Annotated in this window: 20 protein-coding genes and 2 pseudogenes; 14 read left to right on the top strand and 8 right to left on the bottom strand. The window is 59.9% G+C overall.

Translation table 11 applies throughout. The features are described from left to right. Window positions 1-44: 44 nt before the first annotated feature. Entirely contained in the window at window positions 45-1631 is a 1587-nt protein-coding gene (locus CDA63_RS09385) for a M28 family metallopeptidase (RefSeq protein WP_088464196.1), read from the top strand. 252 nt (window positions 1632-1883) lie between these two features. Next, complete coding sequence (locus CDA63_RS09380; RefSeq protein ID WP_088464195.1) at window positions 1884-4124, top strand: xanthine dehydrogenase family protein molybdopterin-binding subunit; 2241 nt, start codon at window positions 1884-1886, stop codon at window positions 4122-4124. On the opposite strand, the gene CDA63_RS09375 is transcribed toward CDA63_RS09380, so the two are convergent. Continuing rightward, window positions 4090-4908, bottom strand: a complete 819-nt coding sequence (locus CDA63_RS09375; protein ID WP_088464194.1) for an alpha/beta fold hydrolase — start codon at window positions 4906-4908, stop codon at window positions 4090-4092. The two genes, CDA63_RS09380 and CDA63_RS09375, sit on opposite strands and share 35 nt — an antisense overlap. A 582-nt stretch (window positions 4909-5490) precedes the next feature. Between CDA63_RS09375 and CDA63_RS09370 the strand changes: the two genes are divergently transcribed. Beyond that, entirely contained in the window at window positions 5491-6216 is a 726-nt protein-coding gene (locus CDA63_RS09370) for a slipin family protein (RefSeq protein WP_088464193.1), read from the top strand. A 57-nt stretch (window positions 6217-6273) separates the two neighbouring features. Here CDA63_RS09370 and CDA63_RS09365 read toward each other — a convergent pair whose 3' ends face one another. Further along, a complete protein-coding gene (locus CDA63_RS09365; protein WP_088464192.1) occupies window positions 6274-7035 on the bottom strand; it encodes a hypothetical protein in 762 nt (253 codons plus the stop codon). Between the two features lie 186 nt (window positions 7036-7221). On the opposite strand from CDA63_RS09365, the gene CDA63_RS09360 reads away from it, so the two are divergent. Beyond that, complete coding sequence (locus CDA63_RS09360) at window positions 7222-7674, top strand: 3-oxoacyl-ACP synthase (RefSeq protein WP_088464191.1); 453 nt, start codon at window positions 7222-7224, stop codon at window positions 7672-7674. Between the two features lie 42 nt (window positions 7675-7716). Here CDA63_RS09360 and CDA63_RS09355 read toward each other — a convergent pair whose 3' ends face one another. After that, window positions 7717-8190, bottom strand: coding sequence for a hypothetical protein (locus CDA63_RS09355; protein WP_088464190.1), 474 nt, complete (start codon window positions 8188-8190; stop codon window positions 7717-7719). Window positions 8191-8374: 184 nt separating this feature from the next. On the opposite strand from CDA63_RS09355, the gene CDA63_RS09350 reads away from it, so the two are divergent. From CDA63_RS09350 to CDA63_RS09340, 3 genes are all read left to right on the top strand, one after another. Next, a complete protein-coding gene (locus CDA63_RS09350; RefSeq protein ID WP_088464189.1) occupies window positions 8375-9553 on the top strand; it encodes a 1-deoxy-D-xylulose-5-phosphate reductoisomerase in 1179 nt (392 codons plus the stop codon). Window positions 9554-9697: 144 nt separating this feature from the next. Then, window positions 9698-11044: an RIP metalloprotease RseP gene (gene rseP, locus CDA63_RS09345; protein ID WP_088464188.1), complete on the top strand. Its 1347-nt coding sequence runs from the start codon at window positions 9698-9700 to the stop codon at window positions 11042-11044. 108 nt (window positions 11045-11152) lie between these two features. Beyond that, window positions 11153-11662: a DUF6702 family protein gene (locus CDA63_RS09340; protein ID WP_126546798.1), complete on the top strand. Its 510-nt coding sequence runs from the start codon at window positions 11153-11155 to the stop codon at window positions 11660-11662. 30 nt (window positions 11663-11692) lie between these two features. Here the strand turns inward: CDA63_RS09340 and CDA63_RS09335 are convergent, their stop codons facing one another. Then, on the bottom strand, window positions 11693-13816 hold the full coding sequence (locus CDA63_RS09335) for an OmpA family protein (RefSeq protein WP_242434621.1): 2124 nt from the start codon (window positions 13814-13816) through the stop codon (window positions 11693-11695). Window positions 13817-14106: 290 nt separating this feature from the next. Here CDA63_RS09335 and lon point away from each other — a divergent pair, with 290 nt between their 5' ends. The 4 genes from lon to CDA63_RS09315 all read left to right on the top strand — a co-directional run bounded on the left by lon (window position 14107) and on the right by CDA63_RS09315 (window position 20239). After that, complete coding sequence (gene lon / locus CDA63_RS09330) at window positions 14107-16563, top strand: endopeptidase La (RefSeq protein ID WP_088464186.1); 2457 nt, start codon at window positions 14107-14109, stop codon at window positions 16561-16563. A gap of 219 nt (window positions 16564-16782) precedes the next feature. Further along, complete coding sequence (porQ, locus tag CDA63_RS09325; protein WP_088464185.1) at window positions 16783-17835, top strand: type IX secretion system protein PorQ; 1053 nt, start codon at window positions 16783-16785, stop codon at window positions 17833-17835. Window positions 17836-17961: 126 nt separating this feature from the next. Then, window positions 17962-19377, top strand: coding sequence for an ATP-dependent protease ATPase subunit HslU (gene hslU, locus CDA63_RS09320; RefSeq protein ID WP_088464184.1), 1416 nt, complete (start codon window positions 17962-17964; stop codon window positions 19375-19377). A gap of 133 nt (window positions 19378-19510) precedes the next feature. Then, on the top strand, window positions 19511-20239 hold the full coding sequence (locus CDA63_RS09315) for an SDR family NAD(P)-dependent oxidoreductase (protein ID WP_088464183.1): 729 nt from the start codon (window positions 19511-19513) through the stop codon (window positions 20237-20239). Window positions 20240-20406: 167 nt separating this feature from the next. Here CDA63_RS09315 and CDA63_RS21860 read toward each other — a convergent pair whose 3' ends face one another. Continuing rightward, window positions 20407-20730, bottom strand: a complete 324-nt coding sequence (locus tag CDA63_RS21860; protein ID WP_088464182.1) for a hypothetical protein — start codon at window positions 20728-20730, stop codon at window positions 20407-20409. 65 nt (window positions 20731-20795) lie between these two features. Next, complete coding sequence (locus CDA63_RS21125; RefSeq protein ID WP_126546797.1) at window positions 20796-21083, bottom strand: transposase; 288 nt, start codon at window positions 21081-21083, stop codon at window positions 20796-20798. A 60-nt stretch (window positions 21084-21143) separates the two neighbouring features. Here CDA63_RS21125 and CDA63_RS21120 point away from each other — a divergent pair, with 60 nt between their 5' ends. The 3 genes and pseudogenes from CDA63_RS21120 to CDA63_RS21855 form a co-directional block, all read left to right on the top strand. After that, window positions 21144-21287 (top strand): hypothetical protein, encoded by a 144-nt coding sequence (locus tag CDA63_RS21120; RefSeq protein ID WP_206780455.1) that lies wholly within the window; start codon window positions 21144-21146, stop codon window positions 21285-21287. A gap of 57 nt (window positions 21288-21344) precedes the next feature. Then, window positions 21345-21629 (top strand): hypothetical protein, encoded by a 285-nt coding sequence (locus tag CDA63_RS20400; RefSeq protein ID WP_126546796.1) that lies wholly within the window; start codon window positions 21345-21347, stop codon window positions 21627-21629. 32 nt (window positions 21630-21661) lie between these two features. After that, a pseudogene (locus tag CDA63_RS21855) lies at window positions 21662-21754 on the top strand (transposase); the annotation flags it as partial. Between the two features lie 12 nt (window positions 21755-21766). Here the strand turns inward: CDA63_RS21855 and CDA63_RS09295 are convergent. Together CDA63_RS09295 and CDA63_RS09290 are read right to left on the bottom strand one after the other, a co-directional pair. Then, window positions 21767-22573, bottom strand: a pseudogene (locus CDA63_RS09295) (IS5 family transposase). A gap of 460 nt (window positions 22574-23033) precedes the next feature. Continuing rightward, a complete protein-coding gene (locus CDA63_RS09290) occupies window positions 23034-23558 on the bottom strand; it encodes a hypothetical protein (RefSeq protein WP_088464179.1) in 525 nt (174 codons plus the stop codon). Between the last annotated feature and the right edge of the window lie 82 nt (window positions 23559-23640).

Raw genomic sequence — 23640 nt, 5'->3', positions numbered from 1 at the left:
GGTTTTTGGGCTGCTTCCCAATTCTCCCATCTCCACTTTCCTGTATGCTGAACACCTTCCGTTACCTCGCGCTGGCCGGTTCGCTGGCCGTTGCCGCACCCACGTTGGCCCAGTCGGGCACCGGCACCAAAGCCGACCCAGCCATGCTTGCCAAAATCAAAGATGAAGGACTGAGCCGCTCCAAAGTGATGGAAACGGCCTTCTACCTCACCGACGTGAGCGGCCCGCGCCTGGCGGGCTCCGACGGTTTGGCCCGCGCCAATGAGTGGACCCGCAAGCAGCTCGCCGACTGGGGCATGACCAAGGCCAACGTGGAAGCGTGGGGTACTTTCGGCCGTGGCTGGGATATCGACAAGTCGTACCTGGCCATGACGGCGCCCTACTACCACGCCCTCATCGGGGCGCCCAAGGCCTGGACGCCGAGCACCAACGGCGCGCTCAAAAAGCGCGTGATGGTGGTGAAAGCGGCTTCCGAAGCCGACCTCGACAAGTACAAGGGCCAGCTGCGCGACAAAATCGTGCTGCTCGACGTGGCCAACCCGCCCAAGCCCTCCTTCGAGCCCGACGCCCGGCGCCACACCGATGAGGCGCTGCAAAAAATGGCCGACTACAAGCCCGAAGCCCCCGCCGCCACGCCCAAGCCCGCCGACCCCAAGGCCGATGAGCAGCTGAAAAACCGCCGCGCCCAGTTCGCCCTGCGCACCAAGCTGCTGGAAATGGTGCAGACCGAAGGCGCCGCCGCCATCCTAAGTACCCGCGGCGGCTCCGACGGCACGTTCTTCACCTCCAACGGCGCGCCCTACGCCGCCGACGCCAAGCCCGTACTGCCCGAGGTGGAAATGGCGCCCGAAGACCTGCTGCGCCTCATCCGCCTTTCGGAAGCCGGTATTCCGGTGGAAATTGAGCTGGAAACCCGCACCCACTTTCAGGACAAAGATCTGAAAGGCTACAACGTAGTGGCCGAAATTGCCGGCACCGACCGCAAGCTCAAGAGCGAAGTAGTGATGCTGGGTGCCCACCTCGACTCGTGGCACGCCGCCACTGGCGCCACCGACAACGCCGCCGGCTGCGCCGTGATGATGGAGGCCATGCGCCTGTTGAAAGCGGCCGGCGTGCAGCCGCGCCGCACCATCCGGATTGCGCTGTGGGGCGAGGAGGAGGAGGGCCTGTTCGGCTCGCGGGGCTACGTGAAAAACCACTTCGCCGACCCCGCCACCATGCAGCTGCTACCCGACCACGAGAAGCTGGCCGCCTACTTCAACCTTGATAACGGAGCCGGTAAAATCCGCGGCATCTACGCCCAGGGCAACGAGGCCGCCGCACCTATCTTTGCCGACTGGTTGAAACCTTTCGCCGATATGGGGGCCACTACCGTTACGCTGCGCAACACCGGCGGCACCGACCACCTGTCCTTCGACGCGGTGGGCTTGCCGGGCTTCCAGTTCATCCAGGACCCGCTCGACTACGGCACCCGCACCCACCACACCAACATGGACACCTACGAGCGCCTACCCGCCGACGACCTTAAACAGGCCTCAGTAGTGGTAGCCTCGTTCGTGTACCAGGCCGCCATGCGCAACGCTAAGCTGCCCCGCAAACCCCTGCCCGTGGCCAAGGCCGACAACCGCTAGGTCCAAAGCCAGTAGCGCGAAATGCAAGGCGAAGACTCCGCTTCGCGTGTCGCTGCCGACGTCCACACGACATCATTCAACGATACGCGAGGTTAGGCCTTAGCGCTACGGCAAAAAGCCGACCCCAACGGGTCGGCTTTTTGCTGCCGGGCCATTCACTCCATTGTTTGCCAGGGACGGGAACATGGGTTCAGCGCCCGGCGTAAAAGCAGGCAGGCGTCTTGTCCCCTGTGTGCCTTATGCATTGTGTCTATGGAAAATCCACCGCTCGTTTCACCCAGTATCGGTCAGGCCCTGCCCCGGGTTGATGGCCGCCTGAAAGTAACCGGCCAGGCCCGCTACGCCGCCGAGCATGCCGTGCCGGGCGCGCTGTATGGCGTGCTGGTAACCAGCGCCATCGCCCGGGGCCGCGTGGCCGAACTTGACACTGGCGCCGCCGAAAAGCTGCCGGGCGTGGTGGCCGTGCTTACCTACCGCAACTCGCCCGGCGTGCCCGGCTACCAGCAGCCCGCCACCAACCACAACCCCCGCGTGGAAGGCCAGGAAGTGCGCATTTTCTACGACGACCAAGTGCATTTCAGCCATCAGCCCATTGCCTTGGTGATGGCCGATACGTTGGAACGCGCCCAGGAAGCGGCCACCAAAGTGCAGGTGCGCTACGAAGCCACGCCCCCTCAAACTGACTTGGCCGCCCAGCAGAGCCGGGCCATCAGCCCGAAGCGGTCAGCTGATTACCAGCGGGGCCAGCCCGCCGCCAGCTTGGCGCTGGTGCGGGTAGCGCAGCAGTACCGCACGCCGGTGCAGATGCACAACCCCATGGAGCCCCACGCCGCCATTGCCCACTGGCAGAACGGGCGGCTGCTGGTCTACAATAAAACCCAGGCGCCCAAGGTGGCCCAGCAGGATTTGATGCGCATGTTTGCCCTGACCGAGGAACAGGTGCGGGTGTACTCGCCGTTTGTGGGGGGAGCATTTGGCGGCTCCTCGCGCATCTGGCCTCACGAAGTAGCCGCCATTCTGGGGGCCAAGCTGACGAACCGGCCGGTGAAAGTTGCTCTGCAGCGTACCCAGATGTACAACACGGTGGGCTACCGGCCGGAGTCCAGCCAGCAGATCAGCCTAGCGGCCACCGCCGACGGGCAGCTGCAAAGCATCGTGCACGAGGCGCTGGGTCAGACCTCGCGCCACGAGGAGTTCACCGAGCGCATCCTCGACCCCACCAAATCGGCTTACCAGTGCCCCCACCTGGTGGGCCGCTACCAGCTCGTGCCCCTCGACCTGAGCACCCCGGCCTGGACGCGCGGCCCCGGCGAAACCAGCGGCTCCTTTGCCCTCGAATCGGCCATGGATGAGCTGGCCTACGCCCTGAAGATGGACCAGCTGGCACTACGCTTAAAGAACTTCGCCGCCACCGACCCCGTGGGCAACAAGCCCTGGTCGAGCAACCAGCTGCGCCAGTGTTATGAGCGGGGGGCTGCCCGCTTCGGCTGGAGCCGCCGGCCCGCCGCGCCCCGCGCCACCCCGCCCGACGCCGACGGGTGGCGGGTGGGCTCGGGCATGGCGATGGGCATTTATAAGGCCGAGCGCGCCAAAGCCGCCGCCCGCGCCCAGCTGTTCGCCGATGGCCGCCTGCTGGTGCAGAGCGCCACCGCCGACGCCGGCCCCGGCACGGCCACCATCATGTGCCAGATTGCGGCCGATGCCAGTGGGGTGCCCATCGAAAATGTCCGCTTCGAGCTGGGCGACTCGGCCCTGCCACCGGCGCCGGGGCAGTTCGGCTCACACACGGCAGCCTCGGTAGGTGCGGCCGTGCACGCCGTGGCCCTGGCCGTGCGCCAGCAACTGCTGGATCTGGCTCGCCGCGCTCCAGCCTGGGCCGCGTACCGTCCCGGTCTCGCCGACGTAGCAGCCGGCGGCGGCACCATACGGCTCGTGCAGAAAGCGGCTGTAGCACCTCTGACCTACTCCGAACTGCTTCGCCAAAACGGCCTGATGGGCCTCGACCTGACCCGCGAAGTGGACAAGGACCCGCAGCAGGAGCAGTTTTCGGGCAAGTCGTTTGCCGCCCACTTCGTGGAAGTGCGCGTGCACGAGGCTACGGGCATGGTGCGGGTGAGCCGGGTGGTGTCGGCGCTGGATGTGGGGCGGGTGCTCAACCCGGCTACGGCCCGCAGCCAAGTATACGGCTCGGTGCTGTGGGGGATTGGGGTGGCGTTGCTGGAAGAAGCCCGCATGGACCACCGCTTCGGCCGCTATACCAACGCCGACCTGGCCGATTACCACCTGCCCACCGCCGCTGATACGCCTGCCATCGAGGTTATTTTCATCGACGAGCCCGACCCGCACCTAAACGCCATGGGCGCCAAAGGGATGGGCGAAATTGGCCTAATTGGCTTCTCGGCCGCCGTAGCCAACGCCGTGTACCACGCCACCGGCAAGCGAATCCGCCAGCTACCCATCACCCCCGACAAGGTGCTGCGTACGCCGCCATGAACGCTTCTAGGGCATCGAGCGTGGCGACCGGGGCACTTAGGTGGGGGCAATGGCCGCTAACAGGCAGGGTAATGAGCCGGGCCGTGGGCAAATGGTCGTGCAGGAAAGCGCCTACTTCGAGAGGGGCAACCAGGTCGTGGGCGCATTGTACCAGCAGGCAGGGCGTATGGCAGCGGCCCACATCGGCGCGATTGTCGGAGAGGAACGTGACGCGGGCGAAGCGCTTGGCAATGGCCGGGTCGTTCTGGCAGAAGCTGTGCAGCAACTCCGCCGAAAGAGCGGGGTGGTCGGGGTTGCCCATGATAAAGGGCGCGAACTCATCGGCCCAGCCCACGAAATCCTGATCCATGAAGGCCAGCATATCGTGGATGTCCTGGTGCTCGAAGCCGCCGTGGTAGTTGGCCTCGTTGACGTAGCAGGGCGAAGGACAGAGTAGCAGCAGTTGCTGAAACCAGGTAGGCTCCCGGATGGCTGCCAGCATACCAATCATGGCCCCTACCGAGTGCCCCACCAGCGTCACGTCGCGCAGTTCTAGCTCCCGGCAGATATCAAGTACATCCCCGGCGTACCCTTCCAGCGAGTCATACTTAGCCGGGTCGTAGGCCGCCAGGTCGGAGAGGCCCGCGCCCACATGGTCGAACAGAATCAGCCGGAACTGGCCAGACAGCGCGGGCGTGATGTAGCGCCAAATGGTTTGGTCGCAGCCGAAGCCGTTGACGAACAGCAGGGTTTGTTGTCCGCTGCCCAGGATGTGCACATTGTTGCGCCGAGTTATAGCGGACATGGGCAAGGGGCTAAATATATGTTCTTGGTAGTTAAGAAATTATAGGCAATAATGAAAATATTATTCAAAATAGGAGAATATTTCAAAGTGGGAAAGAGCAGGTATAGGTTTATGCAGCCTTTCAGAAGAGGTGCCGGCTGAAAAGCTGCGTTAGGCCTGCATACTGTTTGTTGCTTACAGCCGCACCCTGCAATCGGGCCCCGGTCGGTTGCGTAATGTGAGTGAAAATGTGGCGTGAGGCCAAAGTAGCTGCAGTGGATTGCTGCCGGCCCTGCTATCTTCGCCCCAACCGCCACCTGTTCACACAATGGCGGGGCTGCTCGAACAGGGTATTGCGGCGCGGCCCCGTCAGAGGGTTCGACTCCCTCCGCTTGACGTGGTGTACTCTTCCCTATCCGGAAGATCAGCCTCAAAAGCTGTCTGCTGGAGGGCAGGGAACCAGGCTGCTTCGGCAGCTGAGCGGCGGAGCGGTTTGCAACCAGCCGGATACCGCCTGCCGATTTGGGGGGCTCAAGGCTGGTTCCCCGCCTCGCCGTGTTTCCTGCCCTTCTCGGCAGCCTATTTACTCGTATTATTCTCTATATGGGACTGCTCAAGACCACGTATCAGGTAAAACCGAACCAGGAAGGCTTCCTGTTTCGCGACAACGTGCTGGAACGCACGCTGCCACCCGGGCGCTACGATGTCTGGGACTTACGGCGGCGCACCGTGCTCCTGACGCTGCCGACCACCAGCCGCCTGCTTATCATCACCAACCAGGAAGTACTGACCAAGGACAGTATTGCCCTGCGGTTTTCCTTCACGGTGTTCTACCACATTGCCGACGGTGTGCGTTTTCTCCGTCAGTTCGAGCTGAACCGACCGACCGGCATTTTGCTCCAGGAAGCCGAGCAGCGCATCCATCAGGCCGTGCAGCTGGCCGCCCGCAACCGCATTGCCGGCTTCGAGAGCGAAGAGCTGCCCGAGCGCCGCGACGAGCTTACCGACTTCATCACGCCCGAGCTGCTGGCCCAAATGGCCGAAATGGGGGTCGTCATCGAACAGGCCCAATTACGCGACCTTACCTTTCCGAAGAACATCCAGGAGTTATTCTCCCGCCACTTGGAAGCAAAAATCAGGGCCAAGGCCGACCTAGAAAACGCCCGAACGGCTGTGGCCACCGCCCGCGCCCTCAAAAACGCCGCCGACCTGATGAAAGGCGACGACAGCCTGCGCTTCTTTCAGTACCTGGAAACCATCACCAAGATTGCCGCCAAAGGCAAGCACACGTTTTTGGTGGGCGATTTCCCGACTTTGCCGAAAGGATAGCTCGACGCGAGTGCAGAGGGAATAATGGTGAAGCAACAGCGCTTCCCTGTTTTTTTGCTACTGCTTCAGTAACTCCACCTGGCGCTCCTGCACTACCAGCGTGTCACCGCTGCGGAGCTTACCGGGCGCGGCCGGGTCGAGCAGATTCCATTGGTTGGATTGTGCTTGCCCGCACAAAGATTTGCCGCCACTTGGGGAGATATAGGTGTTCGTAAACAGCCAGCTAAACTGGGGAATAAATAACTTTCGGTCCCTGATTCTGATAACTCGTACGGGACGTTCTTTACAAACCTTGTCGAAAGTACCGGCAACAACTGAAACAGGTCGGCACCGCCTACCTGGATGGACGAGATTAACGCTTTGTGCAAACTGTTCACATGCGTTAGGATAAGAATTCACCTGGATTATTGGGCCGAAGCCGGTGGAATCCATGTTGGTGAGGACAAAATAGTTGACTTCTCTGCTAGTTATTTCCGTTTCGATGGGGTCATACTGATTTTGGTAATTAAACATCAGCACTGCCCGATTATTAGCACGGATAGCAAGGGTAATGGCTCCGTCAGGCGGTAGAGTGACGTTGGAGCGAGAAAAATAGGAAGGATTAGATGGATAAACGCGCTTCAAAAACTGGTCGATTACAGCTTGATTATCGACCCGCCCGCTACTGGTGTACATGATGATGGGGTTGGCGGCCAGCAGGGTATTGCCCGTCCGGTATTCGCCTTCCAGATTCAGGGGTATCTCTTCCTCTTTGCCGCAGCCACTGAATAGAATAAACAAGAAAATAAGGATGGAATAAGGGTATTTCGTGTCGGCCATAAAGAATGGAATAAACGTTTTACACGTAATTTACAAAGATGTGAAATCTGAGCGTATTGGTCAGCCGCACCGTTTAGAATAAATTCGGGTGAGTTATTGGGTAAAATAATTCGGTGGTAAGAACGCCACTTCTGAAGAACTGTTCTGTTTTCACAACAACCTATACTAAGGCTTCTACCCAACTTAATGAATCTGCTCAAACCTCGCCTCCACGCCCTATGCCTCGCCTACGTGCAGGAGCGCCTGGATGCCATTCAGGCCGCCATTAACGCGGCCCAGGAATCGGCCAACTCCGAAACCAAGAGCAGCGCCGGCGACAAGTACGAAACCGGCCGCGCCATGGCCCAGAACGAGCGGGACCGAAACCTGGTGCAGCTCCAGCAGGCCCGCCAGCTACTAACCGAAATCCAGCGCATCAACCCCGAACTCGCCTGCGACGCGGTGCGGCCCGGCGCGCTGGTGGATACCAGCCTGGGCCATTTCTTCATCAGCATCAGCGCCGGCAAGCTCCCGTTCGATGGCACCGACTACTTCGCCGTATCGGCCGCCGCGCCAGTAGCGGCCGCGCTGGCCGGCAAGCGGGTGGGAGAGGTGGTGATGTTCAACGGGAAGGCAGTACATGTAATAGCTGTTAGCTGATGGCTATTAGCTGTTAGCTTTCCGTTCATTCAGTTAACAGCCTCACATTCCTTTCAGCAGCCCCGCGATGCCCCGGATGTTGAGGCGCACGAAGTTGCGGACCCGCTCGAAGCGGCCGCGGGCCTCGTCAAGCTCCTCGTCGGGCTCCTGCTGGCTGGGGCGGTGGGTGTCGAGCAGGCTGAACACGGTATCGGCCAGGTCGAGGTAGCCCAGCAGCATAAGCATTAGCAGTTTCTTGTCGGCTTCGGGGTAGTCTTTGGTGCGGATGGCCTTTACCAGCGTGTCGAGCTGGGTGGTTTCGTCCATAAACAGGTCGCGCAATACGGCCCGTTGGTGCTGGTAGTCGAGCAGCTGCTGGGGCGTGGCGGCGGAGTTCGGGAACGGAAACGTGTCGGTGAAGCGGGTGGCGGCCCGGAAGTCGGTTTCGGCGGCGTAGATGGTTTGCAGGTGCTTTTGCAGGCTGGTCCAGAGGCCGGTACGGGCTTTGTCGAAGGCGGTGAAGTCGGGTTGGGTCACGGTAACAGAAGGAGAGTGGAGGGGTAAAGTACGCGGATTTGTGGCTGCAGGGTTGATTAACGCGGCAGAGTGGGGCAAGTGGCAGGAAGCCGTACTTTTGTTTAGCCCCTTCCCCCGCTGGCTACTCCCCGCTGCTCAAGCTAACGATAGGGAATAAATACTACGCCCGCATCAACCCCGCCCTATGCCCCCCGAAACCCCCAAGCGCGTTGCCCTGCTCGGCTCCACCGGCTCCATCGGCACCCAGGCCCTCGACGTGCTCCGTGCCCAGCCGGGCCGCTTCGTAGTGTCGGCCCTCTCAGCCCAGTCCAACGCCGAGCTGCTGGTAGCCCAGGCCCGCGAGTTTCGGCCCGCCGCCGTGGTTATCGGCGATGAAAGCCGCTACGCTGCTGTGCGCGATGCTCTGGCCAATCAGCCCGAAACTGAAGTGCTGGCCGGCGCGGCCGCCCTCACCGAAGTAGCCGGCCGCCCCGATACCGACGTGGTGCTCACGGCTATGGTGGGCTACGCCGGGCTGCTGCCCACGGTGGCCGCCATCCGGGCCGGCCACGATATTGCCCTGGCCAACAAGGAAACGCTGGTAGTTGCCGGCCAGCTCATTACCGAGCTGGTCCGCGAACACAACGTGCGCCTGTTGCCCGTCGATTCGGAGCATTCGGCCATTTTCCAGTGTCTGGCGGGGGAGGAGCACAACCCCATCGAGAAAATTATCCTCACGGCCTCGGGCGGGCCGTTCCGGGGCCGCAGCCGCGAGCAGCTGGCCCAGGTAACCCGCGCTCAGGCCCTCAAGCACCCCAACTGGGACATGGGTGCCAAAATTACCATCGACTCGGCCTCACTCATGAACAAGGGCCTCGAAGTTATTGAAGCCAAGTGGCTCTTCGGCCTGCGCAACGACCAGATTGACGTCGTGGTTCATCCCCAAAGCATCGTGCATTCGCTGGTCCAGTTTGAAGATGGTTCGCTCAAAGCCCAACTCGGCCTGCCCGATATGAAGCTGCCCATCCAGTACGCCCTAGGCTACCCGCAGCGGCTGCCCAACGCGTTTCCACGCTTCAGCTTCCTCGATTACCCGCAGCTCACGTTCGAGGCCGCCGATACTAACGCTTTCCGTAACCTGGGCCTGGCATTCGAGGCCATGCGCCAAGGTGGCAACGCGCCCTGCATCCTCAACGCGGCCAACGAAATAGCCGTGGCGGCCTTCCTGCGCGACGAAATCGGCTTCCTCCAGATGTCGGAGGTGGTAGAAACCAGCCTCGCGCGGGTTTCGTACCTTGCCAACCCAACACTCGATGACTACGTGGCCACCGACCAGGAAACGCGCCGCGTGGCCACCGAACTACTCCAGACCGTGCGCGCCTGACAGGCTGGCCGAACCACCGCCCCCGGCGCGTTGTTTGTTTGCCGTGGATAGTTGAAAAAAGTGAATGTCATGCTGAGCTAAGTGTGGTAATTTGCTTTTTCGCCCTTTCACCCCACTACCCATCACCTCATTACCCTACCCCCTTTGGAAGGATTAATTATGGCCGGCAACCTGTTGCTGGGCCTTTCGCTACTGGTTGGCTTGCACGAGTTCGGACACTTCGCGGCCGCTAAATACTTTAAAATCCGGGTCGATAAGTTTTACATCTTCTTCGATTTTCTGTTCCCGTTGCCTGGGGTGATGAACTTCGCCCTTTTTAAAAAGAAAATCGGCGAGACCGAGTACGGCCTGGGCTGGTTCCCGCTGGGCGGCTACGTGGCCATTCACGGCATGGTCGATGAAACCCAGGACGCCGAGAGCCTAGCCGCCGAACCGTTGCCCAACGAGTTCCGCTCGAAGCCGGCCTGGCAGCGCCTGATCGTGATGCTGGGCGGTATTATCATGAACGTGATTACCGGCATCGTCATTTTCACGCTGCTTACCTTCAGCTACGGCCAGAGCTATCTGCCGGCTTCGGAGGTGCGCTACGGCATCGTGCCCAACGAGCTGGGCAAGGAAATGGGCTTCCGCGAGGGCGACAAAATCGTGAAAATTAACGGCCGGCCTTTCCAGGATTTCAGCGACGTATACAGCCCCGACGTTATTTTGGGCTCCAACGCCTACTACACCGTCGACCGTGCCGGCCAGCTCGTGGACGTGCCGGTACCCACCAATTTCATGGACCGCCTCGCCGACGAAGGCGAGCAGCGCTTCGTGCAGCCCCTCGATCCGTTCGTCGTCGACCAGGTAGTAGCGGGCAGCCCGGCCTCCAAAGCCGGCCTACAACCCAACGACCGGATTCTGACCGTCGGCCAGGAGTCCATCCGCTTTTTCCCCGAGTTGCAAAAGGCCCTCAAGGCCCACGCCGGCAAACCCGTTGCCGTAAAAGTAGAGCGAGCCAGCCAGCCCGTTACGCTCCAGGTAAAGGTCGACGACGACGGTAAAATCGGCTTCCTGCCCAAGTCGCTGCTCAAGTTTGAAACCCGGGAATACGGACTTATGGAAGCCGTGCCACTGGGTACCAAGCAGGCTTTTGGGGTTGTCACGACCCAGATGAAGGCCTTTGCCAAGATCTTCCGGGGCGAGGCTTCGTTCCGCAAATCGGTGGGTGGCCCCATCGAAATTGCCCAGCAGTACGGCGGCAAGTGGGACTGGCTGCGGTTCTGGACCCTCACCGGCTTGCTGTCCATGGTGCTGGCCTTCATGAACCTGCTGCCCATTCCGGCCCTCGACGGTGGCCACGTGGTATTCCTGCTCTACGAAATGATTTCTGGCCGCAAGCCCTCCGACGCATTCATGGAAAACGCCCAGAAGGTGGGCATGATGATTATTCTGGGGCTGATGGCTTTCACGCTCATCATCAACCCGCTCATCAAGGCCTTCGGAAACTAAGTTGTCGTTTTGCGCCGAAAAAGCCGTGCTGCCCGTTGGGGTGGCACGGCTTTTTCTTGCCGCCGTATCTTGCCCGTGCTCCGTTCCGGGAAACAACTCCTGACTTCTATGCCCACTCCCCGAATCCGCCGAATCGTGCCATTGCTGCTGCTCATGTTGCTCAGCCTCGCGGCCTGGGCTCATACCTATCACGCCAGCATCATGGAGCTGCGCTTCAACCCCGCGAAGCAGCGGCTGGAAATAGCCCTCAAGGTATTCACCGACGACCTCGAAAAGGGTGTCTCCCATAACCAACCCAAACCCGTAACCCTGGATCAGCTCTCCCGCGCCCAACTCGACCCGCTGCTGCTGGCTTTATTGCGGCGCGAGGTGCAGTTCAGCGTTCAGCCCGGCCAGCCGCTGCCTCTCACGCTGGTGGGCCTGCAGAAGGAAACCGATTCGTACTGGCTTTACCTCACGGCTCCGCTACCCACCGCCGCTACCGGCGTCACGCTGCGCCATCAACTGCTACTGGGCCTCTTCCCCGACCAAATGAACATCGTCAACCTCACCGCCAACGGCCAGAAGCAAAGCTTCCTGTTTCGGGGCGGGAATGAGGAACAGGAACTGAAGTGGTAGGCACGATGGCGTTCAGTTCACGCCTCGTTCCTACCACCCATCGTCGCCACCAGTTGGCTTAGGCTCGGGTTTGCCGGGCGCGGCGGGCTTGCTGCTAGGGAAAGGGTCGGCTTTGAACGGCTCGTCGCTGCTGTTGCCGTCGGGCTTGAGCAGGCGAAACTCGACGCGGCGGTTGGTGCGGGCGTCTTCCTTGGTTACTTCGTCTTTGAGGGGTTGGGTGCTGCCGTAACCCATGCTTTCGATGCGGTTGGGCGGCAGCTTGCCCTTTTGCTCGATGTAGCGGCGGATGGCCTCGGCCCGGTCCTGGGAGAGGGTGAGGTTGAAGTCGGAGTCGCCCTTGCTGTCGGTGTGGCCCGCAATGTTGAGCCGGAACGCCGGGTGGTCGACCATGAACACGGCAATGCGGTCGAGAATCGGGTGCATGCTGGCCCGGATAGTGGCCTTGTCCTGGTCGAATTCGATGTTTTTGAACACCAGCGGCAGCTTGTAGTCGATGGCGTTGGTCATGAGCTTCATCACCGTGTCGCCCTGGAGGGCGAAGCTTTTTTCGACGCTGAAGAAGTCGGGGCTCTGAATCAGCATCACGTAGTGCGAGCCTTCCATGAGGTCGAAATCAAATGAGCCATCATCGCGCAGGTACTTGCTGGCCACCTCAATGCCGTTATCGGTATCGATGATGCTCACAATGCCGTTGAGCGGCTTGCGACTCACCGAGTCGATGAGCGAGCCCTCGACGTGAGTTGTAGCGGTGGGCTGGGCCTCCATGGGCAGCGGGAACGAGTAGAGGTCCAGGTTTTTCAGGTCCTTCTGTTCCGAGCGGGCATAGTAGAGGTCTTTCGAATCGGCATCGATAGTGAAGTAGTACTCCGACCCCTTACCGTTTACCAGCGGCCCGATGTTGATGGGCTCCTGCCAGCGGCCGCCCACCCGGTAGGTTTTGTAGATATCGAAGTCGCCGAAATTGAGCAGCTGACCCCGGGAGCTGAAGTAGAGCACGTGGTAGAGTGGGTGGTAAAACGGGCTTACCTCACTCTCGCGGGTATTCACGACCGGCCCCATATTCTGGGCCGGGCCCCACTGACCGTTCTTGCCCTTAGCCGTAAACCAGATGTCTGACAGCCCGAAGCCGCCAAGCCGGTCGGAGGCGAAATACAGCGTGTCTTCGCCCGGTGAGAGGGTGGGCTGCGAATCCCAGGCCGTAGAATTAACGTTGGCTCCCAGGCTCTTGGGTACGCTCCATTTGCCGTCTTTGAAGTGCGCTTCGTACAGGTCGCAGTTGCCGTGGCAGGTGGGGCACTCGCAGCGGGTAAAGTAGAGCGTGGTGCCGTCTTTGCTAATGCAGGCCGAGCCCTCGTTATAGGACGAGTTAATGGGCTTGGGCAAAGGCTCGGCCTCGGTCCAGAGCCCGTTTTCGCGGCGCGACTGGTACAAATCCTCATCTGCTACCTCCTGCAAGCGGCCCCGGGTTTTGCGTTTCGAACTAAAGATGAGCAGGTCGGCATCGGCCCGCAGCGTGGGGCCGTAATCCTCCTTCTTGGAGTTAATAGCATCGCCCATGCTGGTGTACACGCCCTTGGGAGGGCGGAAGGTGGCGATGTTCTTCCGGTAATCTACTAGCTCGTAGTACGTTTTGAGGGGCACGTAGAGGTCTGTGTCCTTGTTTTCGAGCGAGTCGTAGTACTGTTGCACTTTGGTCAGGCTCTGGCGGCGGTGCTTGAGGGCCAGCCGGTAGTAGGCCTTCGCCCGTTCCGGATTGCCGGTGCGGTCCCATAGCTGGCCCAGGCGCCAGAGCATGGGCGTGTCGCGGTAGAAGTTCTCGATGCCGAACTGGCCTACGTATAGCTCCAGCAGATTGCGGGCAGCGGGCCAGTTCTTGCGCTTTTCGGCCCGCTGAATCTCGCGTAGAGCCTTTTTGTCGCTGAAATAGGCTACCCGATTCACGTTCGGGAATACCGGGGTCTGATCGAGGCGGGTGCGCATCTGCCGGATAACCTTGGCCGAGAGCGGGCGCTGCGAGTTGGGCAAGGTGTTTTTCTGCTGGCCCTGCACCGCAACCGGCCAGCCGAATGCCAGCAGCAACCCGCAGCAAAGAGATAAAAAAGTAAATCGGGGCATATCGATGCGGAAGCCCGGCGATGGGAGGCCGGTCCGCATCAAAAATAGGAAAATTTGGATGTGTACGCACGGTATCTGTTGCGGCGCAAAGCCTTTTTTTGCGTTGTGCCTTCGTTGGGGAGGTCCGCCTACTGTTCTGCCGATGTGGCAAGGCCCGGCCGTGGCACGGCGCTTGCCGAATCCGTACTTTCGGCTTAGCTCCCGCCTATTGGAGCGCCGGTTTGGTTCCGGGCCTGTCATTGTGGCACCCGGATACCTGTTTTGCCCGTTTTCTTCCCTGCATGAGTTATTACAACCCACCGAAATCTGCTCTATCCTCGCTATTGCTGATGAGTGACGACTCCACCGAAATGGTATCTATCGTGGCCGCTGACCCCGACCAGCCCATGAGCCCCGGCGAACAGCCGGAGGTGTTGTCGCTACTGCCGGTGCGCAATACGGTGTTGTTTCCGGGCGTGGTGCTGCCCGTCACGGTCACGCGCAAGAAGAGTATCCGGCTGGTACGCAAGGCCTACAAAGGCAACAAGCTGGTGGGCGTGGTGGCCCAGAAAAACGGGCAAAGCGACGACCCCAACCTGGCCGATATGTACCAGGTGGGTACGCTGGCCAAAATCCTGAAAATGCTGGTGCTGCCCGATGGCAATACGACTATCATTATTCAGGGCCAGTCGCGCTTTAAAATTGAGGAGGAAATTCAGAGTACTCCTTACATCACGGCCCGGGTAAGCTACGCGCCGGAAGCCTTTCCGGCCAAAAGCTCCAAGGGCCTTAAGGCGCTGGTATCGTCGCTCAAGGAGGCAGCGGCCCGGATGCTCAAATTGAATCCCGAAATTCCGCAGGAAGCCCAAATGGCCCTCGACAATATCGAGTCGCCGGCTTTTTTGACGCACTTTCTCTCCTCCAACATCAACGTGGAGGTAAGCGTGAAGCAGCAGTTGCTCGAAACCAACGACGGCGTGGAGCGCGGTACCAAGCTGTTGGAGTTGATGCTGAAGGAAATTCAGCACCTCGAAATAAAGCGCGAAATCCACACCAAGGTCCATACTGATATCGACCAGCAGCAGCGCGACTATTTCCTGCGCCAGCAGATCAAGGTGCTCCAGGACGAGCTGGGTTTCGATGGCCCCGAGCAGGACGCCGACAAGCTGCGCCAGCGGGCCAAAACCAAGAAATGGCCCGAGGCCGTGGCCAAACACTTCGATAAGGAGCTCGACAAGCTCAGCCGCCTCAACCCCCAAGCGGCCGAGTACCCCATTAGCGTCAACTACGTCGAGTACCTGCTTGATTTGCCCTGGGGCGAGTACACCAAGGACAACTTCAACCTCAAACGCACCCAGCGCATCCTCGACCAGGACCATTACGGCATGGAGAAGGTGAAGGCCCGCATCATTGAGTACTTGGCCGTGCTCAAGCTCAAGAACGACCTGAAAGCACCGATTCTGTGTCTTTACGGTCCTCCCGGCGTGGGCAAAACCAGCCTGGGCCGCTCTATCGCCAAGGCGTTGGGCCGCCAGTACGTGCGCATGAGTCTGGGCGGCGTCCGCGACGAGGCCGAAATCCGGGGCCACCGCAAAACCTACGTGGGGGCCATGCCCGGCCGTATCATTGCCCAGATCAAGAAGGCCGGGGCCTCCAACCCGGTCATCGTGCTCGACGAAATCGATAAGCTGGCCACCGACTTCCGCGGCGACCCCAGTTCGGCACTGCTCGAAGTGCTCGACCCCGAGCAGAATTCGACTTTCACCGATAACTACCTGGAGGTGGAATACGACCTCTCGCGGGTGCTGTTCATTGCCACCGCCAACTCGCTCGATACCATCCAGCCCGCCCTGCGCGACCGGATGGAAATAATCGACCTGACGGGCTACACGCTGGAAGAGAAAACCCAGATTGCCAAAAAGCACCTCTGGCCCAAGCTGCTCGAAGACCACGGCCTCGGCCCCAAGGATGCCAGCGTGAGCACGGCGGCCCTCCAGCGCGTGATTGACGACTACACCCGCGAAAGTGGCGTCCGTAGCCTGGAGCGCAAGCTTGGTGGACTGGTGCGCAACGTGGCCAAGAGCAAGGCCCTAGACGAGAAATACCCCGCGGTCCTGGCCCCGGCCGATGTGCAGCGCATCCTCGGCGCGCCCATTTTCGACCGCGACCAGTACCAGGACAACGAAACGGCCGGCGTAGTCACGGGCCTGGCCTGGACCAGCGTGGGCGGCGACATCCTGTTTATTGAAAGCCTGCTGAGCCGAGGCCGCGGCAAGCTCACGCTCTCGGGCCAGCTCGGCGACGTGATGAAGGAATCGGCCGTGACGGCGCTGAGCTACCTGCGCAGCCGGGCCGAGGAGTTGGGCATCGACTACCGACTCTTCGACCAGTACGACCTGCACATTCACTTCCCCGAGGGCGCCGTGCCTAAAGACGGCCCCAGTGCCGGCATTGCCATCTTCACGAGCATTGCCTCGGTGTTTACGCAGCGCAAAATCCGCAGCCACTTGGCTATGACGGGCGAAATCACCCTGCGTGGTAAAGTATTGCCGGTCGGCGGCATCAAGGAAAAAATCCTGGCTGCCCGCCGGGCTGGCATCCTCGATATTATCCTCTGTCCCAAAAACCGCAAAGACATCGACGAAATAGCCGCTCACTATCTCAAAGGGCTCACAATTCACTACGCCGACCGCGTCGACGATGTGTTGCGCGTGGCCTTGCTGGACGAGAAAGTGGCTTATCCGATGAAGCTGGAAGTCCGCGACGAAGCTCCCGCGCCGTTGGGGCCAAGCGTAGAGGTGCAATAGGGATGTGCTACGCCAAAAAGAACGTGTCATGCTCATCTGACGTCCGCGCAGCCGGAGGCGAAGTCGAAGCATCTCTACCGCAATGGTAGTCATGTTGGCCCCAACGAAGCGGTAGAGATCCTTCGGCGGCGCGGACGGCAGATGAGCAAGCCACCTATTACACACAATAAATCCGCCCGCCGCAACGTCCTGTCGGGGAACTGCTTTATCTTTCCGTTGATGAACCAACTCCTACGCCGTACTGCCGTTGTTTTTGCCGTTTCGGGCCTTACGCTGGGCGCGGCGCAGGCGCAGATTGGAGGCCAGCGGGCCTTTAGTTTTCTCAACTTGCCTACCAGCGCCAAGCTGGCCGGGTTGGGCGGCGTAAACACGTCCTCGCGTGATGCCGACGGTACTATGCTATACGCCAATCCGGCTCTGCTCAACGCCGAGATGGATGGTCGACTGGCTTTAGGGTTTGTTGATTATCTGGCCGACATCAAGCAGAGCACGGCCGTGTACGTGTTCAACACAGCCAAAGCCGGCCGGATAGGGGTGGGGCTTACCTACCTTAATTACGGCGACTTCGAGCAGTATGACCCGGCTGGCAATTCGCTGGGCCAGTTTTCGGTGAACGAGTACGCCTTGAGTTTGTCCGATTCGTATACCAGCGGCGTATTCACGCTGGGTGGTACGCTTAAGCTCGCCGGCTCGGGTATTGCCGGCAACCACTCCTACGCTGCCCTGGCCGACGTAGGTGGCCTATTCAAGCATCCCACCCAGGATTTCACGGTGGGCTTGGTGGTGCGCAACGCTGGCGTTCAAATCAAGCCCTACGACGGTGCCGGGCGCGAGGCCATGCCGCTTGATGTGGAGCTGGGTACGTCCATCAAGCCCGAGCACCTGCCGTTCCGTTTCTCGCTGGCCGCCCATCACCTCCAGCAGCTCGATATCGTGTACCTCGACCCCAACCAGCGGGGCCAGCTCGATGAAAATGGCAACGAAACCACACCTGAAAAGAAGCTGGGCGATAAAATTGCTCGGCATTTCGTGGTAGGAGGGGAGTTACTGCTGAGTAAAAACCTCAACGTGCGCGTGGGATACAACCACCTGCAGCGCCGCGAACTGCGCCTCGACAACGCGGCCGGCGGGGCAGGCTTCTCGTTCGGCGTCATGCTGCGCCTCAGCCAGTTCCAGCTCGATTACACCCACGCCGGCTACCACGCCTCGGGCGGGGCCAATTACTTCACTGTGGCCCGCAACCTCGATTCGCTGTTCAAAAAACAGCCCTGATGCTAAGCTCAAAAATGTGCCGAATGCGAAAAATGCGGCTGTTTTAATCCATATAGCCGGTAAACCTATTGAGCAGTTATCTATTCTCACACTAGGCACCCTACTACATTTACTACATCCCATTTCATGCTTGATTCCGCGGATTTTCTCACCCCGGCCCAGATTGTGGCCGAGCTCGATAAGTACATCATTGGCCAGCACGAGGCGAAGCGCCACGTGGCTATTGCCCTGCGCAACCGCTGGCGTCGCCTGCGCGCCGCACCCGAGATGCGCGACGAAATCGTGCCCAACAACATTCTAATGATTGGCTCGACAGGCGTGGGCAAAACCGAAATTGCCCGCCGTCTGGCTGGCATCTCCGGGGCCCCATTCACCAAAGTCGAAGCTTCCAAATTCACCGAAGTGGGCTACGTGGGCCGCGATGTGGAGAGCATGGTGCGCGATTTGGTGGAGCAGTCGGTGAGTATGGTGAAAACTCGCCGCCAGGAAGAAGTGAAAGTGAAGGCCGCACAGGTAGTAGAAGAGCTTATCCTCGATATCCTGATTCCGCCCGTGACGGCCGCGCCCGGCACCTCGGCCAAGCCGGCCCTGGGTTTCCCCACTACCGCCCCCGGCGACGTACCCGACTCCGACCAGGAACTGAACGAGCGGACCCGGGAGCGGTTCCGCGAGAAAATCCGCAACGGCGAAATGGACGACCGCAAAATCGAGATTCAGGTCCAGCAGGGCGGGGGCGGCATAAGCGTGCTGGGTGGTGCGCCCGGCGGCATGGACGAAGCCAGTATGGCCGGCATCCAAGACATGCTGGGCTCGATAATGCCCAAGAAAACCCGCAAGCGCAAAGTAACCGTGGCCGAGGCCCGCAAGCTGCTGCTGGATGAGGAAGCGGCCAAGCTCATCGACATGGATGAGGTAAAGGACGAAGCTATCCGGCTCGCTGAAAACGGCGGCATCATTTTCATTGATGAAATTGACAAAGTTGCCAGCCGCAGCGGTAAGGGCGGCGGCGGCCCCGACGTAAGCCGCGAAGGCGTACAGCGCGACCTGCTACCCATCGTGGAGGGTTCGGCCGTGAGCACCAAGTACGGCATTGTCAACACCGACCACATCCTGTTCATTGCTGCCGGCGCCTTCCATGTTTCCAAGCCCTCTGACCTCATTCCTGAGCTCCAGGGCCGCTTTCCTATCCGCGTCGAGCTGCAAAGCCTAACCAAGGACGACTTCTACCAGATTCTCAAAGACCCCAAAAATGCCCTCACTAAGCAGTACGAGGCACTGCTGAAGGCCGAAGAAGTGGAGTTGACCTTCGACGACGACGCCCTGAAGCGCTTGGCCGAAATTGCGTTCGAGGTGAATAGCGAAGTTGAAAACATCGGGGCCCGCCGCCTGCATACCGTCATGAGCCGCCTGCTCAACGATATTCTGTTCGACGTACCCGACAAAATCGGCCCCAACGCCCATATCCTCATCGACCGCGCCTTGGTCGAGGAACGCCTCACCGACATGGTCCGCAACCGCGACCTGAGCCAGTATATTCTGTAAGGAAGCTTTAGGGCTGGCACCAGTGAAATAGTGCGTGCCGTTCAACGTCGGCCCGGGTCTCCGCGTAACTAGCGGGGAGGCTGGGTGCGTTGAACGGCACTCGCCATTTCACTACCTCACCATTTCGGCGCTTATGCACTACTACATCATTACCGGCTCCAGTCGCGGACTGGGTAAAGCGTTGGCCGAAGCCATTTTGCAACAGCCTGATGCCACCGTTATCGGGGTCTGCCGCCACGCTACCATCCAACACGCGCATTACCACCACCAGCCCCTCGACCTCTCCGACCTGCAGGCCGTGCAGAACAACCTGCACAAAGTTTTTGCCCGCTTTCCCGATGCCGCCAGCCTCACGCTCATCAACAACGCGGCTGTACTAGGCGACATCGGCTACATAGGCGAGCACCAGAACGAGCACTTCGAGTTCGTTTTCGATGTCAACCTGATTGCCCCGGCCATGCTCATGAATACGTTTCTGAGTGCTTATCAAGGCCGGACCATCCCGCGCACCATTCTCAATATCAGCAGTGGGGCCGCCCAGCGGGCCGTTGATGGCTGGGGAGCCTACTCGGCCTCCAAAGCCGCCCTCGACGCCCTCTCGCGCACCGCCCAAAAGGAGCAGGATTTGCGCAATACTGGCATCCGTATCCGCAGCCTCGCCCCGGGTATTCTCAACACGCCCATGCAGGAGCACATCCGCTCGGCCGATGCCCACAACTTCAGCGAGGCTGCCCGCTTCGCCGGCTTCTACCAAGACGGGCAGTTGGTAGAGCCTCCGGAAGCCGCCGAAAAAATTCTGGCGTGGTTGCAAAGCCCTCCCAACAAAGCAGAGGAGGTGGTGCTGCGCATTGACGCCCTGTAGAGCGCGGCTTGGCTGGTCATCAATTAGCTCATATACCGCACAAAAAAAGCGCTGCCGAAGATTCAGAAACGCTTTTTAATTACTCTTGGAAGAACAATTACTTATTCACCGGAGTCTTCTCGTACAGGCCGGGGATGGGCTTCGGCACGTTCGGATTGGTGTTGATTTCACTCTGCGGATGCAGGATACGCTGGGGAATCGAGGGCGCTCAGTACTCGTTCACGCAATAGGTATGGATAGCGCGTAACGCCCTGGCCCGGCACGGACAGGCGCGGTTTGGGGTAGACCGGCTCCTGGCCCATGAGCCGTACGAGGCGGCGTACCCGCTTTTCGTTGACCGGGTAACCCAGCAGGCGCAGGTGGTCACGTAGGCCGAGTACACATTTGAAATTGTGGCGCGTGAATTCCCCGTCCAGCAAGCGCATCAAAGTCAGATTTAGGGCCGTTTCGCCCTGGGGCTGATAATAATAGCTGCTGCGAGCCAGGCCCATGGCTTGGCAGCGGGCCTGCACCGTGCCCGCCTAACTGTCCTGCACCAGGGCGCGTTGTTGGGCCACTACCATGTGGGTAGCGTTTTTTTTAGCAGTTGGTTTTCCATCTCCATCCGTCCGATAGCGGCATATAATGGTTCTATGCCGGGTGGGGCGGCCAGTACAGCTGCCGCGTCGGTGAAGACCTGCGCCGCCTGCTGGCGCAACTGCAGCTTCCAGCGACTAATTTGAGGCACCGATAGCTGGTAGCGGGCGGCCAGTTCGGCTAGCGGCTGCCGCTCAGTCAGGGCGGCCAAGGCCACTTCTGCCTTAAACTCGACAGTGAAGCGACGACGGGTACGTTTTGGGTTCATGGTGTTGACTAAGATAGCCGCCACAAACTGTCCAAACTTTGGGGAGTACCACAAGTAGAGTTGACCGATGACCAACGCCAGCACTTGCGCCAGCTGCAGAAGCAGAGCCGTGATGACGTGAGCTACGTCAAGGTCACGGTGTTGCTCCTGCTCGACAGAGGCCGCTCGCAGGTTATCGTGGCGGAAGACCTGGGCTTGGACTAGGCCACTGTCTACCGCTATGCGGCCGCCTTCGCGGCGCTGGGGCTGGATAAGTACCTGGTGTACGAGCAGCCCGGCTACTGGGGTCTGCTGAGCAGTGCGCAGCTCGCCCACCTGTGCCGGCAAGTCAACCAGACCCTGCTCACGGTCAGCGGGCGTGAGCGGGTGAATCTGAACGCAGCTGTCAATGCCTACCAGCCTATGCAGGTGCTACTCGATGAAACGCCTCGAGTCCAAGCGCAGAGCACGCGCCGCCTCTACGAGCAGCTGCTGGCCGCCCATCCCACGACGGCCACGATCTACGTGATCTGCGACAACGCATGCTCTACAAAAACAAGGCACTAACGGCCTGGCTGACGGATAAGCCGCTCGTACAGGTGTTTCTACCACCCTACTCGCCCAATATGAACTTGATCGAGCGCCTATGGAAGTATCTGCGCCAGAAGATCATTAACACCACTTTCCACCGCACTAAGAGCCTGTTATGGATTAGTGGCTCGAAAAACGCCTTTTGCCAGCAAGAGCGTAGCGAAGGCCAGGGAGTGAGATTGCTGCATGGTTAGGGCCAGGCGTTCGTAGTCGCGGGCCAGGCGTCGGAAACGAGCGGCCCAGCCGAAGCTGCGCTCGACGACCCAACGGCGGGGCAGCAGCACAAAGCCGGTCTGCCCTGCTGGCTTGGCAATGACCTGTAAGTCAATGTCATGCACGGCTGCGGCGTACGCGGCGTCTTCGCCCGTGTAGCCCTGATCTACATACGCCACCTCTACCTTTTGGCCCGTGACCTGCTACACCCGCTGGCAGAGTGCGTCGACCTGCCCGCGGTCGGCTTCGTTGGCCGGCGTAACGACGGCAGCCAGCAGGTGGCCCAGCGTGTCGACGGCCACGTGCACCTTGCTGCCTTTGCGCCGCTTGGCCCCGTCGTAACCGGCACGGGCCCCGCTTTCGGGCGTGCTCTGCACCGTGTGACTGTTCAAAATGACGGCGGTAGGCTCGGCCTCGCGTCCGGCCAGCACGCGTGCCAGTTCGCCTAAATCGGCCATCATGTGCTCGAAACACCGATTATCGCGCCAGCGGGCCCACTGCTGATAGACTGCCGGCCAGGGTGGCAAGTCGTTGGGGAGGTAGCGCCAGCCGCAGCCGGTTTTGACCAGCTAGCGCAGGGCATTAAACACGTCGCGTAGCGCGTGTTCTCGTTGCGGCGCGTCTTCGCGCACCAGGGCCAAGTAGGGCGCTACAAACGTCCATTCCGCATCCGATACGTCGCTGGGGTACCCGCCTTGCTGTGTCATACCCCAAATTACGCTACCAGTGCATAACAGGTTCTAAGAGCCAGTTTCGCACAGCGGTGTTGCACTTCTTCTCTCGACACCCCGAGTTCGAGCACGACCTAGTGTCCTTATTGACCCGGAAATATCATATCCTCGATTCGCAAACCACTTCCTGACGAGTATAATTTTTCTCTCCAAGAAACAAACTGCCAGTCAAAATCAGCCAACTGAACTTGTAGCTTATCCAAGAGCCAGCGGGTGGTTGTGGGTTTTCCTACTCCATTGCATTCAGCCATGTACTTACCCCATATCGGGGGCGTCTTTACTTGTTCCATTGGAGATGTGTACTGTAACTCCTGAACAATGGCATAAGCGTTGACTGCTGTTCGCATCAGATTCGGCTGACCGACAGCAGGCGGAACAATGAAAAAGGCTCCCGGCATGATGCCAAGAGCCTTTTTAGGTAGTAGATATGCGAGTACTACGGAATCACCCGAACCCGGACCGGCATGGGAATCAGAATGGTCCCGTCCTCCAGCTCTATGCGGAAGTAGAAGCCAATATCCGTTGGTACGGCCGTCGTGCTGGGCACTGGAATGGTATCCACGGCCGGTGTACCGGCTTTGGGGCCGATCGGACCAGCCGAAGTGCCTACTCGCACGCGGTAAGGGAGGTAGTCTTTCAGCGTGGTCGTGAACGTAATTGTGTTTGACCCATTGCCCGGAATCGGAGCCGTGTTGTACGAGGTCGAAGCAGCGGTCGAGTTCAGGTTCGTGAAGTTGAGCGACGTCGCCGTACCGGTTGCTACCTTGGTAATCTGCTTGATCTTACCCTTATCGGCCGGAATAGCCAACTGAATATTGATGTTGCCACCAGCCGCTACCGAAGTAGTTACCCCCGGGTAACGCTCGAAAAACTCAGCGTTAGTAACCGTAACTGGGATATCAGCTACGCTGTCTTCCAACGGGCCGAGGTTATTACCAAAGTCTTTCTCGCAGGAAAACAAACCGGCAGAAAGAAATGCTAAGGTGCAAAGTTGAATGAAATATCTTTTCATGAGGAACAGAGTGAGAGGTGAATCCAGTAGG

It is taken from the genome of Hymenobacter amundsenii, assembly GCF_002204745.1.
GTDB classification, from domain to species: Bacteria; Bacteroidota; Bacteroidia; order Cytophagales; family Hymenobacteraceae; genus Hymenobacter; species Hymenobacter amundsenii.
The sequence above is the reverse complement of the archived record's forward strand: the minus strand, read 5'-3'. Positions and strand labels throughout refer to the sequence as shown.